Origin of the sequence: Bacillus paralicheniformis, assembly GCF_002993925.1 — a bacterium.
Taxonomy (GTDB): domain Bacteria; phylum Bacillota; class Bacilli; order Bacillales; family Bacillaceae; genus Bacillus; species Bacillus paralicheniformis.
Genome location: NZ_CP023665.1, coordinates 558,112 through 581,452 on the forward strand (window position 1 = coordinate 558,112; position 23,341 = coordinate 581,452).

Annotated in this window: 24 protein-coding genes; 21 read left to right on the forward strand and 3 right to left on the reverse strand. The window is 48.2% G+C overall.

Annotation, left to right across the window (positions count from 1 at the left end):
• The first annotated feature begins 14 nt into the window (after window positions 1–14).
• The 16 genes from CP943_RS02850 (at window position 15) to CP943_RS02925 (ending at window position 16,433) form a co-directional block, all read left to right on the forward strand.
• Entirely contained in the window at window positions 15–857 is an 843-nt protein-coding gene (locus CP943_RS02850; protein WP_105980720.1) for a transketolase, read from the forward strand.
• The gene (locus tag CP943_RS02855) at window positions 854–1,807 is read left to right on the forward strand and encodes a transketolase family protein (protein ID WP_025810109.1); all 954 of its coding nucleotides are present in this window, start codon (window positions 854–856) and stop codon (window positions 1,805–1,807) included. The genes CP943_RS02850 and CP943_RS02855 overlap by 4 nt, the downstream gene beginning before the upstream one ends.
• Window positions 1,808–1,880: 73 nt before the next feature.
• Entirely contained in the window at window positions 1,881–2,636 is a 756-nt protein-coding gene (locus CP943_RS02860; protein WP_020450202.1) for a Cof-type HAD-IIB family hydrolase, read from the forward strand.
• A 288-nt stretch (window positions 2,637–2,924) separates the two neighbouring features.
• The gene (pxpA, locus tag CP943_RS02865; protein WP_105980721.1) at window positions 2,925–3,686 is read left to right on the forward strand and encodes a 5-oxoprolinase subunit PxpA; all 762 of its coding nucleotides are present in this window, start codon (window positions 2,925–2,927) and stop codon (window positions 3,684–3,686) included.
• A gap of 24 nt (window positions 3,687–3,710) precedes the next feature.
• A complete protein-coding gene (locus CP943_RS02870) occupies window positions 3,711–4,922 on the forward strand; it encodes an NRAMP family divalent metal transporter (protein ID WP_101561607.1) in 1,212 nt (403 codons plus the stop codon).
• A 23-nt stretch (window positions 4,923–4,945) separates the two neighbouring features.
• Window positions 4,946–5,719 carry a putative hydro-lyase gene (locus CP943_RS02875; RefSeq protein ID WP_095323756.1) on the forward strand — a complete coding sequence of 258 codons (774 nt, stop codon included), beginning with the start codon at window positions 4,946–4,948 and terminating at the stop codon, window positions 5,717–5,719.
• A 77-nt stretch (window positions 5,720–5,796) separates the two neighbouring features.
• Window positions 5,797–6,531 carry a 5-oxoprolinase subunit PxpB gene (gene pxpB, locus CP943_RS02880; protein WP_020450206.1) on the forward strand — a complete coding sequence of 245 codons (735 nt, stop codon included), beginning with the start codon at window positions 5,797–5,799 and terminating at the stop codon, window positions 6,529–6,531.
• Window positions 6,528–7,541, forward strand: coding sequence for a 5-oxoprolinase subunit C family protein (locus CP943_RS02885; protein WP_105980722.1), 1,014 nt, complete (start codon window positions 6,528–6,530; stop codon window positions 7,539–7,541). Before pxpB ends, CP943_RS02885 begins: the two co-directional genes overlap by 4 nt.
• 31 nt (window positions 7,542–7,572) lie before the next feature.
• Window positions 7,573–8,322, forward strand: coding sequence for an IclR family transcriptional regulator (locus CP943_RS02890; RefSeq protein WP_023857908.1), 750 nt, complete (start codon window positions 7,573–7,575; stop codon window positions 8,320–8,322).
• Between the two features lie 88 nt (window positions 8,323–8,410).
• Window positions 8,411–9,049, forward strand: a complete 639-nt coding sequence (locus tag CP943_RS02895; protein WP_105980723.1) for a GDSL-type esterase/lipase family protein — start codon at window positions 8,411–8,413, stop codon at window positions 9,047–9,049.
• 479 nt (window positions 9,050–9,528) lie between these two features.
• Window positions 9,529–10,953, forward strand: coding sequence for a PTS mannitol transporter subunit IIBC (locus CP943_RS02900; protein WP_095292536.1), 1,425 nt, complete (start codon window positions 9,529–9,531; stop codon window positions 10,951–10,953).
• Between the two features lie 66 nt (window positions 10,954–11,019).
• Entirely contained in the window at window positions 11,020–11,460 is a 441-nt protein-coding gene (locus tag CP943_RS02905; protein WP_105980724.1) for a PTS mannitol transporter subunit IIA, read from the forward strand.
• Window positions 11,457–12,596 carry a mannitol-1-phosphate 5-dehydrogenase gene (locus tag CP943_RS02910; protein ID WP_039073224.1) on the forward strand — a complete coding sequence of 380 codons (1,140 nt, stop codon included), beginning with the start codon at window positions 11,457–11,459 and terminating at the stop codon, window positions 12,594–12,596. Before CP943_RS02905 ends, CP943_RS02910 begins: the two co-directional genes overlap by 4 nt.
• Before the next feature lie 259 nt (window positions 12,597–12,855).
• Window positions 12,856–14,934 carry a BglG family transcription antiterminator gene (locus CP943_RS02915; RefSeq protein WP_105980725.1) on the forward strand — a complete coding sequence of 693 codons (2,079 nt, stop codon included), beginning with the start codon at window positions 12,856–12,858 and terminating at the stop codon, window positions 14,932–14,934.
• Window positions 14,935–15,044: 110 nt separating this feature from the next.
• Window positions 15,045–15,914 carry an SDR family oxidoreductase gene (locus CP943_RS02920; protein ID WP_023857901.1) on the forward strand — a complete coding sequence of 290 codons (870 nt, stop codon included), beginning with the start codon at window positions 15,045–15,047 and terminating at the stop codon, window positions 15,912–15,914.
• A gap of 15 nt (window positions 15,915–15,929) precedes the next feature.
• Window positions 15,930–16,433 carry a D-lyxose/D-mannose family sugar isomerase gene (locus CP943_RS02925; protein WP_105980726.1) on the forward strand — a complete coding sequence of 168 codons (504 nt, stop codon included), beginning with the start codon at window positions 15,930–15,932 and terminating at the stop codon, window positions 16,431–16,433.
• Window positions 16,434–16,449: 16 nt separating this feature from the next.
• Here CP943_RS02925 and CP943_RS02930 read toward each other — a convergent pair whose 3' ends face one another.
• Window positions 16,450–16,833 carry a DUF2283 domain-containing protein gene (locus tag CP943_RS02930; protein ID WP_025810091.1) on the reverse strand — a complete coding sequence of 128 codons (384 nt, stop codon included), beginning with the start codon at window positions 16,831–16,833 and terminating at the stop codon, window positions 16,450–16,452.
• A gap of 84 nt (window positions 16,834–16,917) precedes the next feature.
• Between CP943_RS02930 and CP943_RS02935 the strand changes: the two genes are divergently transcribed.
• From CP943_RS02935 to CP943_RS02945, 3 genes are all read left to right on the forward strand, one after another.
• Window positions 16,918–17,340: a pyridoxamine 5'-phosphate oxidase family protein gene (locus CP943_RS02935; protein WP_023857899.1), complete on the forward strand. Its 423-nt coding sequence runs from the start codon at window positions 16,918–16,920 to the stop codon at window positions 17,338–17,340.
• 451 nt (window positions 17,341–17,791) lie between these two features.
• Window positions 17,792–18,601, forward strand: coding sequence for a lipid II flippase Amj (locus tag CP943_RS02940; RefSeq protein ID WP_023857898.1), 810 nt, complete (start codon window positions 17,792–17,794; stop codon window positions 18,599–18,601).
• A gap of 164 nt (window positions 18,602–18,765) precedes the next feature.
• The gene (locus CP943_RS02945) at window positions 18,766–19,707 is read left to right on the forward strand and encodes an LCP family protein (protein ID WP_023857897.1); all 942 of its coding nucleotides are present in this window, start codon (window positions 18,766–18,768) and stop codon (window positions 19,705–19,707) included.
• A 31-nt stretch (window positions 19,708–19,738) separates the two neighbouring features.
• Here CP943_RS02945 and CP943_RS02950 read toward each other — a convergent pair whose 3' ends face one another.
• Complete coding sequence (locus CP943_RS02950) at window positions 19,739–20,032, reverse strand: DUF3817 domain-containing protein (protein WP_020450222.1); 294 nt, start codon at window positions 20,030–20,032, stop codon at window positions 19,739–19,741.
• A gap of 84 nt (window positions 20,033–20,116) precedes the next feature.
• Window positions 20,117–20,527 (reverse strand): carboxymuconolactone decarboxylase family protein, encoded by a 411-nt coding sequence (locus CP943_RS02955; protein ID WP_020450223.1) that lies wholly within the window; start codon window positions 20,525–20,527, stop codon window positions 20,117–20,119.
• 117 nt (window positions 20,528–20,644) lie between these two features.
• Here CP943_RS02955 and CP943_RS02960 point away from each other — a divergent pair, with 117 nt between their 5' ends.
• Both CP943_RS02960 and CP943_RS02965 read left to right on the forward strand, forming a co-directional pair.
• Window positions 20,645–21,073 carry a transcriptional regulator LrpC gene (locus CP943_RS02960; RefSeq protein WP_023857895.1) on the forward strand — a complete coding sequence of 143 codons (429 nt, stop codon included), beginning with the start codon at window positions 20,645–20,647 and terminating at the stop codon, window positions 21,071–21,073.
• Window positions 21,074–21,143: 70 nt separating this feature from the next.
• The gene (locus CP943_RS02965; RefSeq protein WP_023857894.1) at window positions 21,144–23,327 is read left to right on the forward strand and encodes a DNA topoisomerase III; all 2,184 of its coding nucleotides are present in this window, start codon (window positions 21,144–21,146) and stop codon (window positions 23,325–23,327) included.
• Window positions 23,328–23,341: the final 14 nt, after the last annotated feature.

Genomic DNA, 23,341 nt, shown 5'->3' on the forward strand with positions numbered 1-23,341 from the left:
AGGAGTGGGCAATGATGTCAGTGAAGGAAATCAATATGGAACGTTTTCGTGACCAAATCAGGCTGCTGACACTGAAACAGCTTCATCACCTCGGTTTTGGGCATTATGGAGGCAGCTTGTCAATCGCCGATGTGTTGGCCGTTTTATATGGAAAGGTGATGAAAATAGATCCCGCCAATCCGTCGTGGGAAGATCGGGACTTTTTTATCCTTTCAAAAGGGCACGGCGGCCCCGCCTTGTATGCAGCGCTTCATCTTACCGGCTATTTTGAAGAAGATGTGCTCTATACGCTAAACCAAAACGGCACGGCTCTTCCGTCGCATCCTGACCGGAATTTAACACCGGGAGTCGATATGACGACCGGGTCGCTTGGCCAGGGGATCTCGGCTGCGGCAGGAGTCGCACTGTCGCACAAGCTTTCAGGACGCTCTAACCGAACCTTTGTCATTGTCGGCGACGGGGAGCTGAATGAAGGTCAATGTTGGGAAGCGATCCAATTCGCGGCACACCATAAGCTCCACAATTTTTATGTGTTTGTGGATGATAATAAACAACAGCTGGACGGTCCGACTAAAGATATTATTGATCCGCTGGATTTTGTCAGCAAATTTTCAGCCTTCGGTTTTTATTCCGAAAGGGTAAACGGACATGAACCGGATGCGATTTATCAAGCGACCAAAAGAGGAGAAGCCCAGCGGGAAAGGCCGGTTGCCGTCATCCTTGATACGGTGAAGGGAAAAGGCATCCCTTATTTTGAAAATATGGAGAACAGCCACCACATTAGAGCGAATGATGAACAAAATCGCATAATCGAAAAGATCATGATGACGCTTGAAGAAAAGGAAGTGAGGGCATGAATGAGGCGGCAGCAAATGTCAAGCTGGATGCAGTCGAAATGAGGCAGGCATACAGCTCGGCCGTTTATGAACTGGCTCAGGAAAACGCGGACATCGTGGCGTTGGAAGCGGATTTGATGAGCTCGATTTCCATGGACAAAATTAAACGGCGCATTCCCGAGCGAGTGATCAATTGCGGGGTTATGGAAGCCAATATGATAGGGATTGCGGCCGGGCTTTCGTTAACCGGAAGAATCCCGTTTGTTCACACGTTCGCCCAGTTTGCGACAAGACGCTGCTTTGATCAGCTGTTTGTTTCAGGTGCCTATGCCAAAACAAACATCAAGATTCTCGGTTCAGATTCGGGAATTACGGCTGAACATAACGGCGGAACACACATGGCCTTTGAAGATTTGGGACTCGCCCGGCTAATCCCGAATGCCTTTGTTTATGAAGCGAGCGATGCAGCAATGCTCCAATTTTTGATCAAAAAGGCTGCGGCGGAGTACGGCATTCACTATATCAGGACGATCAGAAAAAAGGCGGTCAGACTTTATGATGAACATGAAACATTTGCGGACGGAAAAGCAAAAGTTCTCAAAGACGGCAGCGATGCGGCGCTGTTTGCCAGCGGCATCATGGTCGCAGAAGCTTTGCGGGCGGCAGAACTGCTAAAAGAAAAAGGGATCGATGCAGCGGTCATCGATATGTATTGCATCAAGCCGATCGATCAAGAAACCGTGATTCGCTACGCACAAAAAACGAATGCGATTGTCACGGCAGAAAACCATAATGTCATAGGCGGATTGGGAAGCGCAGTCGCGGAAGTGCTGAGTGAACATCATCCCGCTCCGCTCAAGAGAATCGGGGTTCATGAAGCCTTCGGACAGGTCGGGACGATCGATTATTTGAAAAAATATTACCGTTTGACCGCAGAGCATATCGCACGGGCGGCGGAACAGCTCGTTTAAGATTTCTTTGTCCTGGCCGATTTTTATATTAGAATAGATAAAAGCCTAAAAAAAGTGAGGTATCTTAAATATCGTGTCAGTCAGTCAAAGAGATCGAATCGATGTGAAGCTAGTAGCTCTGGATATGGATGGAACACTATTAAATGATGAACAGACCATTTCTGATGAAAACAGAAATGCGATTAAAGAAGCAGAGGAAAAAGGGATTTATGTCGTGCTCAGCACCGGCCGCACGCTGATGACGTGCCGGGAGTTGGCGGAGTCGCTCGAACTGTCTTCTTTTTTGATCACGGCAAACGGCAGTGAAATTTGGGATTCGTCTTTCAACCTGGTCGAGCGTCAGCTGCTTCATCCCGATCATGTCCAAATGATGTGGGATTTGCGCAATCTGCACAACACCGATTTCTGGGCCGCCAGCGTCGATAAAGTGTGGAGAGGCGAGTTTCCTGAGGATATTCAGGCGTATGAATGGCTGAAATTCGGCTTTGATATTCCGGATGACGACGTCAGAAACCGGGTCCTGGAAGAGCTGAAAAAGAACAAAGAATTGGAAGTCAGCAATTCAAGCCCGACCAATATTGAAGTCAACGCCATCGGGATCAATAAAGCGGCCGCTTTGGCAAAAGTATGCGAGCGCCTCGGCTTTACGATGGAACACGTGATGGCGGTCGGAGACAGTTTAAATGATATCGCCATGATCAAAGAAGCGGGTTTAGGCGTTGCCATGGGGAACGCCCAGGAAATCGTCAAAGAAACCGCAGACTGGATCACGGATTCCAATATCGAACACGGAGTCGCAAAAGCGATCAGGCATTGGGTATTGTCCTAGCCGAAAAAAGAGCCGATTTGCGGCTCTTTTTTTTGTGCAAAATAAAAAATATTCATGGACTGAAGCAAGTTGAAAAAACCTTGTGAAATCAGGTTTTTCAGCTAAAACTTTTTAGGAAAAATGATTTATTTTATGTGAGGTTTTCTAACAATATGATGCCAAGCGGGCAAATCCTTGATATAATCTATTCAAGTTTGATTATTCGGAATTAAGGTTCCGAAAATCGGAACAAAATGAGGGATATACTAAAATTCGACCGAATGTGCATCAATATATAGGGGGGATTTGATGAATCAAGTTGATTTAAACTGCGATCTTGGAGAAAGCTTCGGCGCTTATAAAATCGGGCTCGATGAGGAGATTCTCGAATTTGTTACATCAGCCAACATCGCTTGCGGATTTCATGCCGGAGACCCTGGCGTCATGCGCAAAACCGTCAAAATGGCGGCGGAAAAAGGCGTGAAAATCGGCGCGCATCCGGGACTTCCCGATTTAGCGGGATTCGGGCGCCGCAATATGGCGATTACACCTGAAGAAGCATGCGATCTTGTCGTGTATCAAATTGGTGCGCTTTCAGGATTTTTAAAGGCCGAAGGTGTGACCATGCAGCATGTGAAACCCCATGGCGCACTGTATAATATGGCGGCGCAAAGCCGGGAACTGTCGGATGCGATCGCGCGTGCAGTTTATCAAACAGACCCGGAACTGATTTTATTCGGTTTGGCGGGAAGCGAACTTGTGCTTGCCGGTGAAAGAGCCGGTTTGAAAACGGCTCACGAAGTGTTCGCCGACCGTACATATCAGGAAGACGGAACGCTGACTTCCCGCCGCCAGAATGATGCGCTGATTCATGATGATGATGAAGCCGTCGGTCAGGTGATCCGCATGGTCAAAGAAGGCAAAGTCCGCAGCCTGCAAGGAACGGATGTCAGCCTTAAAGCAGATACGGTGTGCATTCACGGAGATGGTGCACACGCGCTTCAGTTTGCGAAAAAAATCCGCCGTGAACTCAGAGCAGCAGATATTAAAATACAAGCTTTTTCTACATGATGTTGACAAAAGGAGGAATACCATTTGAAACAAAATAAAAAAACAAAAGCGTCATCAAGCAACTGGACGTTGCTTTTGGGCGCCGCTTTTTTAATGGCCACATCCTCAATCGGGCCGGGATTTTTAACGCAAACCACAGTCTTTACACAGAGCTTGGCTGCAAGCTTCGGCTTTGTCATCCTCGTTTCCATCATTTTAGATATCTTCGTTCAAACCAATGTATGGAGAATCATTGCGGTTTCTGAAAAAAGAGGGCAGGAAATCGCCAACCTCGTCTTTCCGGGACTCGGCTATGTCATCGCATTTCTCGTCGTTCTGGGCGGGCTTGCTTTCAACATCGGCAATATCGGAGGCGCCGGTCTCGGCCTCCAGGTTTTATTCGGCATTACACCGCAGACGGGTGCGATCATCAGCGCCGCGATCGCGGTTTTGATCTTTGTCATTAAAGAAGCGGGAAAAGCGATGGACCGGTTTACGCTGATCGCGGGCTTTGTCATGATTTTATTAGTGGTGTACGTTGCGATTACGACCGGTCCTCCGGTTGGAGAAGCAGTAACAAAAACGATCATGCCTGATAATATCGACATTCTTGCGATTGTGACGCTTGTCGGCGGCACGGTCGGCGGATACATTACATTTGCCGGCGGACACCGTTTGCTTGATGCGGGTGTTAAAGGGAGGGCTGCGATTCCTGAAGTAACGAAAAGCTCTGTTTCCGGCATTTTGATCACATCTGTCATGAGAATTGCGCTTTTCCTTGCTGTACTTGGAGTCGTCTCAAAAGGCCTGCACATTAATCCGGATAACCCGCCGGCTTCTGTCTTCCAGCTTGCTGCGGGAAATATCGGCTACAAAATCTTCGGTCTCGTCATGTGGGGAGCTGCTGTTACATCTGTAATCGGCGCTGCTTATACGTCGGTATCATTCTTTAAAACGTTTTCTCCGAAAATCGAAAAGAATTCGCGCGGCATTATTATTGTCTTTATTATCGTATCAACGATTTGCTTTGTAACAATTGGTAAGCCGGTCAACCTTCTCGTGCTTGCCGGCGCATTAAACGGTTTAATCTTACCGATCGCACTCGGATCCCTTTTGATCGGCGCGTATAAGAAGAATATCGTCGGCGACTACAGGCATCCGATCTGGCTTACAATTCCGGGTATTCTGGTCGTTATTGTCATGGCGGTCATGGGAGGCTATACGTTAATCAATGAAATTCCTAAGTTATGGGGATGATATCGTTGCGTCATGTAAATGAAATGCGCCCTGACGAAGTCAGGGCCCTGATTCGAAAAGGCGAAATAACGGGTCCGACAGCCGGGATGGCCGGGGGTTTTACCCAGGCAAACCTGGTGATTTTGAAAAAAGAGCTCGCTTTTGAGTTTTTGCTGTTTTGCCAGCGCAATCAAAAGCCGTGTCCGATTCTCGATGTCACAGATCCCGGATCTCCGGTTCCGTCCATCACGGCGCCGGATGCCGATATCCGCACCGATTTTCCGAAATACCGCGTATACAGGCGCGGCGAATTGGCGGATGAAGTGACCGATATCCATTCTTTATGGGAAAACGACATGGTCGGTTTTTTAATCGGCTGCAGCTTTACGTTTGAACAAGCGTTAATCAATAACGGAATCCCTGTCAGACACATTGAAGAAAAGCGAAATGTTCCGATGTATCAAACGAATATTCCTTGTGTCCCGGCAGGCCGTTTTCAAGGGCCGATGGTTGTCAGTATGAGGCCGGTTCCGGAAGAGCAGGCGGTGCGTGCCGTTCAGGTTACATCAAGGTTTCCCGCTGTTCACGGAGGACCTGTCCATATCGGCAGTCCTGAAGCCATCGGTATAACAGACATCGCAAAACCCGATTTCGGCGATGCGGTCACGATAAAAAAAGGGGAAGTTCCGGTATTTTGGGCATGCGGCGTCACCCCTCAGGCCGTCGCCATGCACGTAAAGCCGGAGCTGATGATCACGCATTCGCCCGGCCATATGCTGGTTACCGATGTTCGGGACGAACAATTTGGCGTGTTATAGGATCTAAAAAATCAATACAGAGTGGTTTATCTGTATTGATTTTTGATTTAAGGGGATGAAAGGCAAGGTGAAACAGAATGAAAAATCTATCGAATGTGACAATGTCTCCGCTCGGCGACTCCGCGGTTATCATTCAGCTCGGAGAGGGGATAAGCGAACAGACGCATCGTGTCGTCAGTGCACTGACAAAGCGGATTGAAAACGATCCGTTTCCCGGTTTTATTGAGTGTGTGCCGGCTTTCACGAGTGTGACCGTTTTCTATCAGCCGTTTGAAGTATACCGCAAGATGGAGAGCGGCAAGGCTGTTGATTCTCCGTATGAAAAGGTAAAAGCCCTCATCGAACATCATCTCCAAGAGCTTACAATGGAAGAAGAAACAAATCAGCGTACGGTGGAAATTCCGGTTTGTTACGGCGGCCGTTTCGGCCCTGATTTGGAGGAAGTGGCCGACATCAACGGACTGACTGCACAGGAAGTCATCGATATTCACACCTCGGGTGAGTACCTCGTTTATATGATCGGCTTTGCGCCGGGCTTCCCTTACTTAGGCGGAATGTCTGAAAAGATAGCCGCGCCGCGGCGGTCCTCTCCGCGGACTTCGATTCCCGCCGGCTCCGTGGGAATCGCCGGCATGCAAACAGGCGTCTATCCCCTTTCAACGCCGGGCGGCTGGCAGCTGATCGGCAATACGCCGCTTGAATTATTCAAGCCTTATGAACAGCCTCCGAGCCTTCTGAGAGCAGGGGATATCGTGAAATTTGTCAGCGTGACAGAAGAGGAGTATCACGCGCTGAAGGAGGGAAAATCTTGAGCATAGAAGTGTTAAAGCCGGGTCTGATGACGACGGTTCAAGACTTGGGCCGCGCAGGTTTTCAAAAATACGGCGTGCTTGTCAGCGGGGCCATGGATGCCGATTCTTTGCGGATTGCCAATCTCCTCGCGGGGAACAGCCAGAACGAAGCTGCACTTGAAGTGACGCTGATGGGACCGGGGCCGTCTCTCCGCTTTCAAAAACCGGCTCTTATAGCGGTGACGGGCGCTGACTTTTCACTGATGGTAAATGACGAAGAAGTCCCGCTTTGGCGTCCGGTTTTCATCAAAGAAGGCAGTGTGCTGACATTCGGCATGTGCAAGCGCGGCAGCCGTGCATACATGGCGGTGGCCGGAGGGATTGATGTGCCGCCTGTGATGGAAAGCAAAAGCACATATGTCAGAGCAGGGCTCGGCGGCTTTCAAGGAAGGGCGCTTCAAAAGGGAGACGTGTTATCACTAGGCAGCCCGGCGCCGTTGTCGGAAGCGATGTACAGAAAGCTTGCAGACCATGGCGATGGCTTAGGCTTTGGGGCTCCGAAGTGGGCTGTCGACCGCAAATATTTTCTCCCGTTAAAAAAGAATCCGGTCATTCGTGTCATCAAAGGCGATCAGTTCGCTTGCTTCACCTCATCATCGCAAGAACGCTTTTTCGCGGATACATTCCGGGTGACGGCCAAATCCGACCGGATGGGGTACCGTCTTCAAGGAGAAGCGCTCGAACTCACTCAGCCGCTGGAAATGATCTCTGAAGCGGTATCGTTCGGAACGATTCAGGTGCCGCCTGACGGCAATCCGATCGTTCTTCTCGCAGACAGACAGACAGCGGGCGGATATCCGAGAATCGCCCATATCGTATCCGCCGATTTTTCACAGGTGACGCAGATGATGCCGGGCGAGCAGGTACAGTTTCAGCTTGTCAGCCTTCAGGAAGCAGAGCGCATTTACATCGAACGGGAGACGAAAATCAGCGAACTTTCCGCCCGATTGAAGCTTGAATACATGTTATGATAGGTGTGATGTGTATCAGGAGGGGGAAGGCATGGAACATAAAAACAAAACAGTTGTCAAAGCTATGACCCTGCTCAATCTGTTCCTGACGAGAGAAAGGCTCTCACTGGGCGACATGATTGAGCTGACAGGCATGCCGAAAACATCTGTCTACCGCATGGTTTGTTCTCTCGAAGAAATGGGTTTTCTCGACCGTGACGAGAACGGGATGTATGCTTTAGGACTGCTGTTTTTGCAATACGGCCACCTTGTTTCAGAAAGGCTTGATATCCGAAAAATCGCTCTGCCTATCATGGAAGAACTCCGCGATGACGTGGATGAAGCCGTCCATTTGATCGTGAGGCAGGGAAATGAAGCGATGTATATAGAAAAAATTGAGGGCACGCAGACCGTTCGCCTCTATACAGCGATCGGGAGGCGGTCCCCTTTATATGCCGGAGCCTGCGCAAGAAGCATTCTGACGTTTTTACCTGAAGAGGAGCGGGATGCCTATATCAAGAAAACAGAGCTGGTGCCGATCGCTTCCGGTACGATCCGGGATAAGAACGAGCTGATCCGTATTTTGAATGAGTCGTACCGGAGCGGCTGCACGGTCAGTCATTCGGAGCTCGAAGACTACACCTCTGCGATCGCCGCGCCGATTTTCAATCATAAGCGCGAAGTCGCGGCGGGGATCAGCATCGCCGGGTTTGAAGCCCGCTTTCAGAAAGACCGTCTTCCTTATTTGACCGAAAGAGTGAAAAAGGCGGCGCTTGACATTTCGAGAAAGTTAGGTTTTTAGGAAAAAAGAAAAGTATCCTTTCGAGCCTCTCCCGAGTACATATATGGTAGCTGCCGCGAAAAAACGGCATACCGGAGGGGGAAAGGATATGACGCTTCAATATACGGCTCTCGGCGATTCTCTAACCGTCGGGGTCGGTGCAGGTTTGTTTGAGCCGGGGTTTGTCCAGCGCTATAAAAGGAAAATGGAAGAGGATTTGAACGAATGCGTTTCTTTGCTTGTATTTGCGAAATCGGGTCTTGAAACGTCGGACATTCTGGCGATGCTGAACGAGCCGTTCATCATGGAACAGGTCAAAAAAGCGGACGTCATCACGATAACGGGCTGCGGCAATGACCTTCTGCAATCGCTGGAGATATATGAAAAAGAAAAGGAGGAACACGTCTTTTTGGAAGCTTCCTCACACTGTCAGAAAAACTACTCAGGCATGCTTGAGAAAATCGGAGACATAAAGGGAGACAAAGATACGCGTTACCTCGTCCGTCTTCTCAATTTATACAACCCTTTTCCGTCGATCGAATTAGCGGACAAATGGATTTCCGGCTTTAACAGGCATTTAAAACAGCTCGAGTCCGCTCCGCAAATCAAGGTGATCGATACTTATGCTGTCTTTAAAGGACACGAACAAGAATATTTGTCAATTGACCGCGTACATCCAAACAGCAGAGGGTATGAAGCGATGGCGGAAAATTTGCGAGCGGCGGGCTACGGGCCGCTGAAAAGCTGAATATGATGAAGAAAGACCATTCCAATCAGGAATGGTCTTTTCAGCGTGTCGAGAAACCCTCGCATTCGTTGTCAGGCCTGCGCGTCGGTGCTCACGAATTCCAACATTCGCTGCGCTCCGATGCTCGGCCTTCCTAGACTACAAGGGTTTTCAATCACGCTGAAAGGGTGACAAAATCCTAAAACTGAAAACCGTTTTAGGATTTTGTCAACAATCTGGAAAGACCATTCCAATCAGGAATGGTCTTTTTTTATGCAATTCTTCAGCGAGCCTTTATTTTCCTCGAGTCGGCCGCGGCAGCCGAAACCAGACTAAAAAATGAAACTATTAAATTTTGTCACACGGCTCCTGCCAAAGTGCCGTTTTCTTTCAATTGAGCAGTCATCTGTAAGCGTTTTAATATAAAGACAAGGAGCCGACATTATTCGACATCATTTTTTTATCACAGGCTTTAAAGGACAACAAAGGAGGGTTATGAAATGGAAGAAAGACAAAATCCAGATTTCAAAGTAAAGATTCAACGTTTCGGAAGCTATTTGAGCGGAATGATCATGCCGAATATCGGTGCATTTATCGCATGGGGGATCATTACCGCCCTGTTTATTCCGACGGGATGGATGCCGAATGAGGCGCTTGCTTCATTGGTTGATCCGATGATCAAATTTCTGCTGCCGCTCTTGATCGGATACACGGGCGGTAAGATGGTGTACGACCACCGCGGAGGCGTCGTCGGTGCGACTGCAGCGATGGGTGTTATTGTCGGTGCGGACATTCCGATGTTCCTCGGTGCGATGATCATGGGGCCGCTGGGCGGCTTCCTGATGAAATTGACGGACAGGCTTTTCAAAGATAAGGTTCGTTCCGGATTTGAAATGCTGATCAACAACTTTACAGCCGGAATTCTCGGTTTCATTTTGGCAGTGCTCGGCTTTTTTGCGATCGGTCCGGTGGTGCTCGGCTTGAACAAAACATTGGCGGCCGGCGTGGAAGTGATCGTCAATGCGAATCTGCTTCCATTGGCAAGTATTTTTGTAGAGCCTGCGAAAGTTCTTTTCCTTAACAATGCGATTAATCACGGTATTTTGAGCCCGATTGGTATTGAACAGGCCGCCCAGACAGGAAAATCGATTTTATTCCTTTTGGAGGCGAACCCAGGTCCGGGTCTCGGGATTCTTTTAGCTTACATGATTTTTGGAAAAGGCACATCAAAGCAGACCGCCCCGGGCGCTGCAGTGATTCACTTCCTTGGCGGGATTCACGAAATTTATTTCCCTTACATTCTGATGAAACCGCTGTTAATCCTGGCTGCAATAGCGGGCGGAGCGAGCGGTGTGCTGACATTCTCCATCTTTAATGCGGGGCTGGCGGCTGTTCCTTCACCGGGAAGCATTATTGCGGTGCTGGCGATGACGCCGAAAGGCAACCACATCGGTGTGATCCTTGGTGTTCTCGTCGCGGCAGTCGTTTCATTCATTGTAGCTTCTTTGATTTTGAAAACGTCTAAAGCCGGCGAAGAAGACTTAACAGCCGCAGCGGAAAAAATGCAGCAAATGAAAGGTAAGAAGAGCCAAGCCGTTTCTGCATTGACTTCGGCTGATGAAGCGGAAGAATCAGAGGCAACTTACGAAAATGTCGGCAAGATCATTTTCGCGTGTGATGCAGGAATGGGCTCCAGTGCGATGGGGGCATCGATTTTGAAAAACAAAGTCAAAAAAGCAGAACTCGATATCGACGTATCCAATACATCGATCAATAATCTGCCTGGAGATGCCGACATCGTCATCACACATAAAGACTTAACGGAACGCGCAAAAGCGAAGCTTCCAAACGCTAGACACATATCAGTGGAAAATTTCCTTAACAGTCCAAAATACGATGAACTGATCAATCAGCTTAAAAAGTAAAGTTTGAGAATCCGTGAGCCTGTCAATCAGGCTCACACAACATGTATGAAAGAGAGTGATTTCCCAATGAAACCAGTACTTGCAAAAGAAAACATTCATCTCAATCAATCTGCCGCAACGCAGGAAGAAGCGATCAGGCTGGCCGGAAAGGCGCTGGTTGACGCCGGCTATGTGACCGCGGATTATATCGAGAAAATGTTGGAGAGGGAAGGCCTCACTTCCACTTACATGGGGAACGCAATCGCTATTCCGCATGGTACGGAAGACAGCAAGCGGGATGTTCTTCACTCCGGAATATCCGTGATCCAGCTTCCGGAAGGTGTCGAATACGGCGATGGCAATATCGCTAAAGTGATCTTTGGCATTGCCGGGAAAAATGATGAGCATTTGGAGATTTTGTCAAAGATTGCGATCGTCTGCTCAGAAGCGGACAAGGTCGAACGGATCATCAATGCGAAAAATGAAGACGAGTTAATGGCGGTTTTTGAAGAAGGTGACCAAATATGATTGCACTGCATTTCGGTGCGGGGAACATCGGCCGGGGATTTATCGGAGCCTTGCTCTGCAAATCGGGGTATGATGTCGTGTTCGCCGATGTAAACGATGCCGTGATCAAGGAACTGAACGACAAGGGCCGCTATATCGTCGAATTGGCCGATGCCGGAAGGAAGCAGGAAACGATTGGCCCGGTTCGGGCGATCAACAGTGCGACCCAGCTTGACGAATTGTATGATTTCATAGCGAAAGCCGACCTTGTCACCACTGCGGTGGGCCCTGCGGTTCTTAAGCTGATCGCAGAGCCGATTGCAGAAGGTTTGAAGCGCCGGATAAAACTAAATACACAGCCTTTAAACATCATAGCTTGCGAGAATATGATCGGAGGCAGCGCTCATCTTCGCGAGGAGATTTTTGCCCGCTTAACTGAAACAGAGCGCGCCGCAATCAGCGATTCAGTCGGTTTTCCGAACTCGGCAGTCGATAGAATTGTGCCGATCCAGCATCATGATGATCTGTTGAAAGTAACGGTGGAGCCTTTTTTCGAATGGGCCGTCGATCAAACGGAATTCGCGGGAAAAGTGCCGGATATTGAAGGTGTGACATATGTACCGGATCTCGCGCCATTCATCGAAAGAAAGCTGTTTACGGTCAATACCGGACATGCCATGGCGGCGTATGCCGGCTATAAGAAAGGTTTGAAGACGATAAAAGCCGCCATTCACCACCCGGAGGTCCGTCAAACGGTAGCAGGCGCGCTTGAAGAAACAGGCCGGTACCTTGTTCAGACATACGATTTTACACAGGAAGAGCACCGGGCATATATGACAAAAATTATCGGGCGCTTTGAAAATGAATGCCTATCAGACGATGTCACCCGTGTGGCCAGGTCGCCGCTTCGCAAGCTTGGCAGGGATGACCGTCTTGTCGGCCCGGCCAGAAAGCTTTGCGACCTCGGCTTTGAACCTGTCCGCCTTGCAGAAGGTATTGCCTTGGCGCTGCAGTTTGATTGTGCCGATGATCCGGAAGCCGTTGAGCTTCAAAGCATGATCGCTGAAAAAGGCTATGAAGGCGTGCTTCGAGATGTATGCGGACTAAAAGAGGATCATTCTTTATTCAAACTGGTGATCAGCCATTTGAAAGCATAGTTTCAGATAGAATCGGGAAAAGTTCGGCAGCCGGGCGGGGGCTGCCGAAACAGAATGTATGAACAGGGCGGCGCAGATGCAACCTAACCTGGAAACATCAGCTGTGGGCTGATGTTTCTTCACTTCTTGAAGATTTTAATAAAAAATTAATTAGTTCGAATTGAAGATTTCTTAACAGCGTTTTATGATAGGGATACCGTTTCAACCGCCGGACCCCCTTTCACTCCCGCAAAAACGACAACACCGGAGGCGGCGTTTTATGTATATGACAGCAAGGGAACAAAAATTGATGAAATACCTTTTGCATCAAAACCGCTATGTCAAAGTCAATGAAATTGCCGACTATATTGAAGTCAGCACAAGAACGGTCCACCGCGAGCTCAAAGCGGTTAAATCCGTTCTGGACAAGTACAGTCTTCAGCTTGATAAGCAGCCGGGAAAAGGCTTGAAACTGGTCGGTGTCTATAGAGACAAACAGCGGCTTCTTGAAGATCTGTCCCGGGACAGCCATGTCGAATACAGTGCCGATGAACGAAAGCTTTTGATTTTATGCGCGATGCTTGAAGCGGGAGAACCGATCAAGCTTTATACAATCGCCAATGACTTGCAGGTGACGACGGCAACGATCAGCAACGATCTTGACGAGCTGGAGAAGTGGATCGCTCCGTTCGGCCTGTCGCTGATCAGAAAAAGAGGCTACGGCATAGAGCTGAGGGGGCCGGAGGATGCCAAGCGAAAAATCGTCGGAAACTTGATGGCCGACAAGCTCGATGTTCAGCAGTTTCTGGAAACAATCGAAATGAATATTAAAGGCAAGAACGAAGCGCCGGAGAAAATATTCGGTGTCGTCAGCAGGGGGAAATTGCTGAAAGCGGAAAAAGTGCTGTTTCAGATGAAAGAAAAGTATGGGCTTTCCCTTTCCGACAGTGCATACATCGCTCTCGTCGTCCACTTGACGTTTGCGATCGAGCGGATACAGCTCGGTGAAATGATTAATATGAATGAAGAAGAATTGACGGACCTGAAGCGTACGAAAGAGTTTGAACTGGCGCTTGCGCTTGCAAAGGAGCTTGAAAATGCGTTTCACGTGAAGATCCCCGAAGCTGAGGCGGGTTATATAACGATGCATTTAAGAAGCGCCAACAAAAGCTTCAAAATCGACTACAGAGCGGAAGATATCGAGCTGGATACCGCCCTCAGGACGAAAAAGCTGATCGATTTCATCTCGCAAAAAACGGGCACGAATTTAACAGGCAACCATTCGCTTTATGAAGGATTAATCGCCCACCTTGAACCGGCGATCATCCGGATCAAAGAAAAGATGTCGGTGCATAATCCGTTAACAGAACAGGTCAAAAAAGATTATTTTCTCTTATATATGGCCATAGAGGAAGGCGTCGAAACATTTTTTCCGGAAATCCGGTTTCCAGATGAAGAAATTGCTTTTATCGTCCTTCACTTTGGATCGGCGCTTGAGATGAGCAAACAAAAAGTAGACATCAGCGCGCTCGTGATTTGTTCGAGCGGAATCGGTTCATCAAAGATGCTGGCCTCGCGGCTGAAAAAAGAGCTTCCTGAAATCGCTTCCTTTGAGATATCCTCGCTGATGGAGCTGAAATCGAAAAATACCGGTGCCTATGACATCATCGTTTCAACCGTGCCGATCCCATATGAAAACATTGACTGCGTCACCGTCAGTCCGCTCCTTGACACAGAAGATGTGAAACAGATCAAACACCAGCTCACCCGGAAAATCCCGCTCATCCTTCGGAAAAAGCGGATGGCTCCCAAAAAACCGGAGCCGTTTCCTGATATGCTTCAGATTGTGCGGAAAATCGGCCATTACGCAGCCGGCATTCAACATTTACTGAGCCATTTTACAGTTGAAACGCTGGAAGCTGAATCAAGCCTGGAACATACGGTCAAACGCCTTTGCAGCACCCTTGAAGATCAAGGTCTGGTTACGGATGCAGGGCAGATGGCCGGCGGGCTGATGACAAGAGAAGCACAGGGGGGCCTCGGCATTCCCGGAACCACCTTCGCACTGTTCCATTTAAAAAGCGAAGCGGCCGCGATTCCCCTCTTTAAAGCTTATGATCTATCCAAACCGTTCGAGATCAAAGGGATGGACGGAAGCGTCATGAAGATGACGCGGATGCTTATCATGCTGGCGCCGGCCGATCTGTCTCCGGAAGGTTCCGAGATTTTGAGCTTGATCAGCTCTTCGATGATTGAAAGTGACGAAAGTATAAAAGCGTACCAGACCGGAGACCGCGAGCAGCTGTACGGAAGGCTGAACGTTTTGTTTCACCGGTTTATACAGGATAAAGAGTGGTAAAAGCCCCGGTCACCCGGGGCTTTCTTCATTTTTCGCGCACACGGTCATGTTTAAACAAAAATTTCTCCGGTTAAAAGTCTAGTAATATCAGCTAAAGGGAGGAATCACAAATGGATTTGCGCAATCAGCAGACAAACGGACAGCCGGCACAGACGCAAGACCGTCAGCCCGGCATCGAAAGCGTCATGAACCCGCGTCCGATCTATGAAGATGAAAATTACAAAGGGACGGATAAATTGAAAGGAAAGGTCGCACTGATTACAGGGGGCGACAGCGGAATCGGCAGGGCAGTTGCCGTTGCCTATGCTAAAGAAGGCGCGGACATCTCGATCGTCTACTTAAATGAACATGAGGACGCTCAGGAGACGAAAGCGCGGGTTGAAAAAGAAGGCGTCAAATGCATGCTGCTTCCCGGAGACGTCAGAGACGAAGCATTTTGCAATGACGCGGTTGAACAGACTGTAAAGGAGCTGGGCCGTCTTGATATTCTTGTCAATAATGCGGCCGAACAGCATCCAAAAGACAGCATTAAAGAGATTTCCAGTGAACAGCTTGAGAAAACATTTAAAACAAATTTCTTCTCTTATTTCTACTTTACAAAAAAAGCGATCGATTATTTGGAGCCGGGCAGCGCGATCATCAATACAACATCGATCAACCCTTACCGGGGCAATCCGCAGCTGATTGACTACACGGCAACAAAAGGTGCGATCAATGCATTTACACGGTCGATGTCACAGGCGCTCGTCAAAGACGGCATCCGCGTCAATGCCGTTGCACCGGGACCGATTTGGACGCCGCTGATCCCGTCCACATTTTCAGGTGAGGAAGTGGCGAAGTTCGGTACAAATACACCGATGGGCCGTCCAGGTCAGCCGGTGGATCATGTGGGCTGCTATGTGCTTTTAGCATCTGACGATTCTTCGTATATGACAGGGCAGACCCTCCACGTCAACGGCGGAGACTTTATCACGACATAAAAGGGGGAAGCTCGTGTGAAGGTGATAAAGGAAGACGTAATCGAATACTACGAGAAAGCGGGCATCGCGCTGAGCGACGATGATAAAGAAAACATCCAAATCATGGACTACGGTTTAAATAAGCTGAATAAGCTGGGACTTCAGCTGTTCGTCTATGTCAACACAGACCGCTACTGTGCCAAAGAGCTTGTATTATTCCCTGAACAAACATGCCCCGAACACCGGCATCCTCCCGTAGACGGGCAGGAAGGGAAAGAAGAGACATTCAGGTGCAGATACGGAAAAGTGTATTTGTATGTAGAAGGAGAAAAAACGGAAGTCCCGGCCGTTCTGCCGCCGCACGAGGATATCGAGCATTTCACCGTTTGGCACGAAATTCAGCTCACACCCGGCGAACAGTACACGATTCCGCCGGATACGAAACATTGGTTCAAAGCGGGGAGTGAAGGTGCTGTGGTTACGGAGTTTTCTTCAACAAGCACCGATGATCACGATGTGTTTACAGACCCGAGAATTTAGCGAATGGGAGCCAATCTCATTCGCTTTTTTCCGTCCGATCAAACACATCAAAGCCGATGAAGCGTTGTCCGTCATGATCGGCAAAATAAAATTGAACACCGTTCACACAAAGTGTTTTGACCGCTTCCTGTGACGTCGGTCGAAACCGATGAACGCGGGCGCCGTTTAGGAAAGCCGGTTCAAGTTTGTGTTTTCTGCCGGTCAGCGTTCCAAGCCGCGCTATTTCCGGAGCCGCCTTCCCCGGAAATTCGACACCGATCATCCGCTGATGGCGGTCAAAGTCTGCAGCCAAAGCCGTATTGCCGATATCATCGGTTGCTGCGGCAGACCCGGCACGGTTTTCCGTCAAAGCAATGTAGCCCATATCAGCCTCAGCATCAAACGATATGAAAATATTCACGTCAAAAACCTCCGCTCAATTGTTTAATATACAAGACATTGTGGAAAAGTAACAGTGGAGACGATACAAAGGAGGGAACTTAAAATGGATCAGCAGCAATTGAAGAACAAAGTGCTCGACATTCTCGATCATCATAAAATCGGTTCGCTTGCAACGGTCGAAAGCGGCAAACCTCATTCCCGCTACATGACCTTTTTCCACGACGGGCTGACGCTTTATACACCGACAAGCGATGAGACGCACAAGGCAGAAGAAATTGATAACAATCCGAACGTCCACGTGCTGTTGGGTTATAACGGCGAAGGATTAGGCGATGCATACCTTGAAATCACAGGTACGGCAAAGCTCAACCATTCAAAAGATTTAAAGGACAAAATCTGGGATGAAAAGCTTGAGCGCTGGTTTGACGGAAAGGACGATCCGAACTTGACCGTGCTTGAGATTGAGCCTTCGGAAATCAGACTGATGAATGAAGGTGAAAGCACCCCGGTCACGCTGGATCTGTAGCGCGCTGTGCTTAACAGTTTGTCATCAAGGACGAACTGTAGTATAATAAAAAACAGGAACACGCAAAAGAGCAAATAAATGGAAAGTAGACTTCTTTTTTCTTTCTTAGAAGATACTGATTTCTTCCTCTGACCCGCCCCTAACAGGATAGAGGGAAAAAAGACTTTTTGTTTCACAATTCACACTGGCGCGGCTTCGGAGCCGCAAGGACGAATGAGAGGTAGGGCTTTCGTTGTCTTGTATCAGAAATTCCATGGTGTTTACTTTCAACTCGGAACGATAGATGCTGATCTTTTACGAAATTCAAATGACCGCCTTTGGCAGCGGATAAATTATTTGCTCGAATAAATATGATAATTGAGACCGCTTCGGCTTTTGCCGGGGCGGTTTTTGATTTGCCGAAACGTTTGCGTTTTGAAAACAGTCTTACCTATAGACTGGAGGAAGAGAAATGGACTTTTTAACATCTAAGGTACTATTGATTTTTTGTTTTCTGTTGCTGATCCATTCCATCGAAACGCTCGCATACGCCGCTCGTCTGTCAGGCGCGAGAGTCGGATTTATCGCATCGGCGCTGTCATTATTTAATGTGATGGTCATCGTCTCAAGAATGTCAAATATGGTTCAGCAGCCTGTGACGGGGAAGCTTGTCGATGTTGCGGGTGCGGACGCACTTTCCCTCGTCGGCAGCCAATTTCGGTTTTTAATCTTTGGTTCAACCGTCGGTACAATTTTCGGAATGCTGCTTCTGCCGACGTTTGTCGCCGTATTTTCGAGAGCGATTGTTCACTTGGCAGGGGAAAACGGCTCCGTTTTGCAAGTGTTTCGCAAGGCGTTCTCAAAAAATATCTTCAAGCATGCCAAGCATTATGCGAGAAGACCGAGTCTGGAATATGTGAAAGACTTTCGGTTCTGCTACATACCGAAGCGGCTGTTTGTCTTGAACATGGCCATCACGGCGATTTATACAATCGGCGTTCTTGCCGCTCTTTATGCGGGCGTCCTCGTGCCCGAAAGGCATACGACCGCGGTGATGGCTTCCGGCCTTGTCAACGGGGTGGCGACGATGCTGCTGGCGCTGTTTGTCGATCCGAAGGTTTCGGTACTTGCAGATGACGTAGCAAAAGGGAGGCGGAGCTACACCTATTTGAAATGGGCTTCGATCACGATGGCAACATCGAGGGTGGCCGGGACGATTTTTGCCCAAGTTCTGTTTATCCCGGCTTCTTACTATATCGCATGGATGACGAAGTGGATGTAGTCGATTTTTGACGAAAAGATCAAAATTCGATCATTTTTCTTTCAAAATGAAACAAATGAAAACAAAAGATTATCTTTTTCGACACGATTAGACGGCTTGATCTTTCTTTTATTAATTGCCCGCTGTTTAATCCTGTGATAGTCTTATGTGTGGCGGTGATAAAAGTGGAGAGGGTTAGAGTAAGAGTAAGAAAACCGAAAAGAAAAAGGCGAAAAATCATAAAGCGCCTGTTTACCTTAATGTTGCTGGTTATCATAGCAGCAGCGGGTTATACCTACTTTGAATACAAAAAAGGCTTATCCGAATCTGACGGGGATTTTAAAGAAGACGGTCAGTTTGAATTTAACGGGGAAGGCTCTGATCTTGATGAAGTGAACATCCTCGTTCTAGGGATCGATTCAAGAGGGGAAGACCATTCAAGGTCTGACTCGATGATGGTGATCCATTATAATAAAAAGCAGAAACAGCCTAAATTGATTTCGATTATGAGGGACAGCTATGTCGACATACCGGGATATGACAAGCAAAAAGTCAATGCGGCTTATGCATACGGAGGCCCGGAACTCGTCAGAAAAACATTAAAAGAATCCTTTGATTTGGACATTAACTATTATGCCATCATCGATTTTAAAGGTTTTGCCAAAATCGTTGATGCGGTGGCGCCTGACGGCATCGAAGTCGACGTTCCGAAAAAAATGTCGTACGGAATCGGCATGACACTGCAGCCGGGAAAACAAATTCTTCACGGTGATAGGCTGCTGGGCTATGTCCGGTTCAGGCATGACAGAGAAAGCGATTTTGGACGGGTCAGAAGACAGCAGGAAATCTTTTCAGAGCTTCAAAAAGAAGCGATGAGCATCGGAAATATCGCCCAGCTTCCGAAGCTGTGGGGGCTCGTCGATCCGTATATTGAAACAAACATTCCGAACGGCGTCATCTTCTCCCTCGGCAAAGACTTTTTGCTCGGAAGCGTAAAAGAAACCAAAAGCTTCAGGCTCCCGGTTGACGGATCATTCACGAACAAAGACGATCCAACATACGGGGCGGTCCTCGATTTAGACCTTGAACAAAACAAGGAAGAGCTGAAACGCTTTTTAAATGAGTGATCAAAAAAACCGCCGGGTTTCCCGGCGGTTTTTACTGATCATATTTTTTTAGTCCCCGGTCATAAAGGAAATTGCCGAACGGAACAAATGCGGCCACAAGACCGGCAGCCGGCCATTTCACAGACCACCTCAGCACAAAAGTCGCATACAACAGAACAAACAAATACAAAATAAACAATCCGCCGTGAAGCGATCCGACAATCGTAACGGCCATCGGATAATCCGCCCAATATTTAAGCGGCATGGCGATAAACAGCAGGATTAAAAGCGACATGCCTTCAATAAAACCCATCAACCGAAGGCGGCCAATCGGCGTTTGCAGCATAGTATACCTCCTGTGGAGTGATAGTCTACCTTTATACTATAAACCAAAAGGGGACAAATATGACAGGTTTTTTCTCCGTTGGATTTATGCGTCTGCCGGAAGCTTCATTAAAGCGCCGAAATATTGCTGGGCAGTCGTAAAACAAATAAATGCGGTCAATTCCGTTATTTCTTCTTCTGAAAACACTTCTTTTAAAACATCAAACTGCCTGTCTGAAACGCGCTCCCTCTGCGCCAAAAAGACCTCTGCAAACCCCATTGCAAAGCTCGTTTTCTGCTGATTCGGGATCTCGGGTTTCCCCTTTGCCTTGCAATATTCGCATCCGTTTCCCTGAGCCAGCACGCGGCGCACCTGCTCCTTTAGTTCCTTTGATAAAAAGCCGTCTCCTGACAGCTCCTCAGCTAAAGCCGTCCAGTTTGACATCAGGCTTTCGGAGTGTCCGAGCAGCCGCTGAAACGGCGTCTCTCCTCTGTCTGAAAAATTGATTCTTGTCATATGATGATCACCTCTTCATAATCATATATAAGCAGAAGTGAAAAATGAATTTCGAACGAAAGAATTTTCATGATAATATTAAAATGATGAAATAGAATGAAGGGAATAAAGTTACATATGAAAATTGATGACCTCGATTTTAAAATCATAGCCGAATTAAAGAAAGACAGCCGTTTATCGATGCGGGAGCTGGGCAGGAAGATCAGCCTTTCCGCGCCGTCTGTGACCGAAAGGGTCAGGCGGCTCGAATCGTTCGGCGTCATTAAAAAATATACGCTGGACATCGATTACCAAAAGGTCGGCCTTCCCGTATCCTGCATCATTGAAGCAACGGTGAAAAACGGGGAATACGAAAGGTTTAAAGCATATATCGAACGCCTCCCGAATATTGAATTCTGCTACCGGATCGCGGGAGCCGCCTGCTATATGCTGAAAATCAATGCAGAGAGCCTGGCGCAGATCGAAGCATTTATCAATGAAACATCACCATATGCCCAAACCGTGACACACGTCATTTTTTCTGAAATTGAAATAAAGGAATCATGAACATTAGAGCTGCATCTGTATCATCTGTTATAATAAAAGGATGCATGAACAAGAAAGTGATGTGATGGACTTGTCTAAAACAGTCGTTTTAGCAGAAAAACCTTCAGTCGGCCGTGACTTGGCCCGCGTGCTGAAGTGTCATAAAAAAGGAAACGGATATCTTGAAGGCGACCGCTATATCGTGACATGGGCGCTCGGCCATCTGGTCACATTGGCGGACCCTGAAGGATACGGAAAGGAATTCCAGTCTTGGCGGCTTGAAGATCTGCCAATCATCCCCGAGCCTTTAAAGCTCGTCGTCATTAAAAAGACCGGAAAGCAGTTTCAGGCGGTTAAATCGCAGCTGATCAGAAAAGACGTCAAAGACATCGTCATAGCAACCGATGCCGGCCGGGAAGGCGAGCTTGTCGCCCGCTGGATTATCGAAAAAGCAAAGATTACGAAGCCATTGAAGCGCCTGTGGATTTCATCGGTCACAGACAAAGCGATTAAAGACGGATTTAAAAACTTAAAGAACGGCAAAGACTTTGAAAACCTTTACCATTCAGCCGTGGCTCGAGCTGAAGCCGATTGGATCGTCGGCATCAACGCGACGAGGGCGCTGACAACGAAATTCAACGCCCAGCTTTCCTGCGGACGCGTACAGACGCCGACATTGGCGATGATCGCGAAAAGAGAGGAAGATATCAAGAACTTTAAACCCGTCCCTTATTTCGGCTTGCGTGCAGCGGTTGACGGTATGACGCTGACGTGGCAGGACAAGAAAACGAAGCAGACCCGCACTTTCAACGCGTCTGTGACGTCACAGCTTGCAGGAGCGCTGCAAGGCAAACCGGCCGCTATCGTCGACTTGAAAAAAACGGCGAAAAAAAGCTTTGCCCCCGGACTTTATGATCTGACCGAGCTGCAGAGGGACGCCCATAAACGCTACGGATTTTCCGCAAAAGAAACGCTGTCCGTTTTGCAGAAGCTCTATGAGCAGCATAAGCTCGTCACCTATCCGCGGACGGACTCAAGATTTCTTTCTAATGACATCGTCCCTACGCTGAAAGACCGTTTGGAAGGCATGCAGGTGAAGCCTTATGCTCAGCATGTGACCCGGATCTTAAAGCATGGCGTTAAAGCCAATAAAAGCTTTGTTAACGATGCGAAAGTATCCGATCACCACGCGATTATTCCGACGGAAGAGCCGCTTGCGCTCGGTGCGTTAAGCGAAAAGGAAAGAAAGCTTTACGATTTGATCGCGAAGCGCTTTCTCGCCGTTTTAATGCCGCCGTTTGAATATGAAGAAACTAAAGTGTTTGCCGAAATCGGCGGAGAAACCTTTACGGCAAAAGGGAAAACCGTTCAGTCGCAAGGCTGGAAAGCGGTGTACGATTTCGCAGACGAAGATGATGACGAGGAAGAAAAGGATCAAACCCTTCCTAAACTCGCAAAAGGCGACACGCTGTCCGTCCGGTCTTTGACAGAGACGAAGGGTGAAACAAAACCGCCGGCGCGGTTTAATGAAGGAACATTACTGTCTGCGATGGAAAATCCGGCCGCATTTATGCAGGGAGAAGAAAAAAACCTTGTGAAAACTCTCGGAGAGACGGGCGGACTCGGGACGGTGGCAACACGCGCCGACATTATCGAAAAGCTGTTCAACACGTTCCTGATCGAGAAAAAAGGAAAAGATATCTATATCACCTCAAAAGGAAAACAGCTCCTTGAGCTTGTTCCGTCAGATTTAAAATCTCCTGCCCTCACCGCTGAATGGGAGCAGAAGCTGTCAGGCATTGCGAAAGGAAAACTGAAATCCTCCGCCTTTATCAAAGAAATGAAGGAGTACGCAAAGCAGACGATCAGAGAAATCAAAAGCAGCAATCAAACGTTTAAGCATGACAATATCACAGGGACCCATTGCCCTGACTGCGGAAAACTGATGCTGAAAGTAAACGGCAAACGCGGCACAATGCTCGTCTGCCAGGACAGGGAGTGCGGCCACCGCAAAACAGTCGCCAAACAGACGAACGCCCGCTGCCCGAACTGCCATAAGCGCATGGAACTGCGAGGACACGGAGAAGGCCAAACATTCGCCTGCGTCTGCGGCCACAGAGAAAAACTCTCCGTTTTCGAAAAGCGCAGGGCAAAAGACAAAAATTCAAAAGCATCAAAACGCGATGTACACTCCTACATGAAAAAGCAAAACAAAGATGAGCCAATCAACAACGCGCTCGCCGAACAGCTGAAGAAGCTGAAGCTTGATCAATAATCATCAAACAGCCT

Excerpts from the sequence above, each read along its gene's own strand:
- CP943_RS02875 (WP_095323756.1), top strand. The coding sequence starts at position 4,946 with ATGCGCCCTGACGAAGTCAGGGCCCTGATTCGAAAAGGCGAAATAACG.
- CP943_RS02905 (WP_105980724.1), top strand. The coding sequence starts at position 11,020 with ATGAAACCAGTACTTGCAAAAGAAAACATTCATCTCAATCAATCTGCC.
- CP943_RS02935 (WP_023857899.1), top strand. The coding sequence starts at position 16,918 with ATGGATCAGCAGCAATTGAAGAACAAAGTGCTCGACATTCTCGATCAT.
- CP943_RS02900 (WP_095292536.1), top strand. The coding sequence starts at position 9,529 with ATGGAAGAAAGACAAAATCCAGATTTCAAAGTAAAGATTCAACGTTTC.
- CP943_RS02920 (WP_023857901.1), top strand. The coding sequence starts at position 15,045 with ATGGATTTGCGCAATCAGCAGACAAACGGACAGCCGGCACAGACGCAA.
- pxpB (WP_020450206.1), top strand. The coding sequence starts at position 5,797 with ATGAAAAATCTATCGAATGTGACAATGTCTCCGCTCGGCGACTCCGCG.
- CP943_RS02890 (WP_023857908.1), top strand. The coding sequence starts at position 7,573 with ATGGAACATAAAAACAAAACAGTTGTCAAAGCTATGACCCTGCTCAAT.
- CP943_RS02895 (WP_105980723.1), top strand. The coding sequence starts at position 8,411 with ATGACGCTTCAATATACGGCTCTCGGCGATTCTCTAACCGTCGGGGTC.
- CP943_RS02910 (WP_039073224.1), top strand. The coding sequence starts at position 11,457 with ATGATTGCACTGCATTTCGGTGCGGGGAACATCGGCCGGGGATTTATC.
- pxpA (WP_105980721.1), top strand. The coding sequence starts at position 2,925 with ATGAATCAAGTTGATTTAAACTGCGATCTTGGAGAAAGCTTCGGCGCT.
- CP943_RS02950 (WP_020450222.1), bottom strand. The coding sequence starts at position 20,032 with ATGCTGCAAACGCCGATTGGCCGCCTTCGGTTGATGGGTTTTATTGAA.
- CP943_RS02850 (WP_105980720.1), top strand. The coding sequence starts at position 15 with ATGTCAGTGAAGGAAATCAATATGGAACGTTTTCGTGACCAAATCAGG.
- CP943_RS02940 (WP_023857898.1), top strand. The coding sequence starts at position 17,792 with ATGGACTTTTTAACATCTAAGGTACTATTGATTTTTTGTTTTCTGTTG.
- CP943_RS02960 (WP_023857895.1), top strand. The coding sequence starts at position 20,645 with ATGAAAATTGATGACCTCGATTTTAAAATCATAGCCGAATTAAAGAAA.
- CP943_RS02855 (WP_025810109.1), top strand. The coding sequence starts at position 854 with ATGAATGAGGCGGCAGCAAATGTCAAGCTGGATGCAGTCGAAATGAGG.
- CP943_RS02955 (WP_020450223.1), bottom strand. The coding sequence starts at position 20,527 with ATGACAAGAATCAATTTTTCAGACAGAGGAGAGACGCCGTTTCAGCGG.
- CP943_RS02915 (WP_105980725.1), top strand. The coding sequence starts at position 12,856 with ATGTATATGACAGCAAGGGAACAAAAATTGATGAAATACCTTTTGCAT.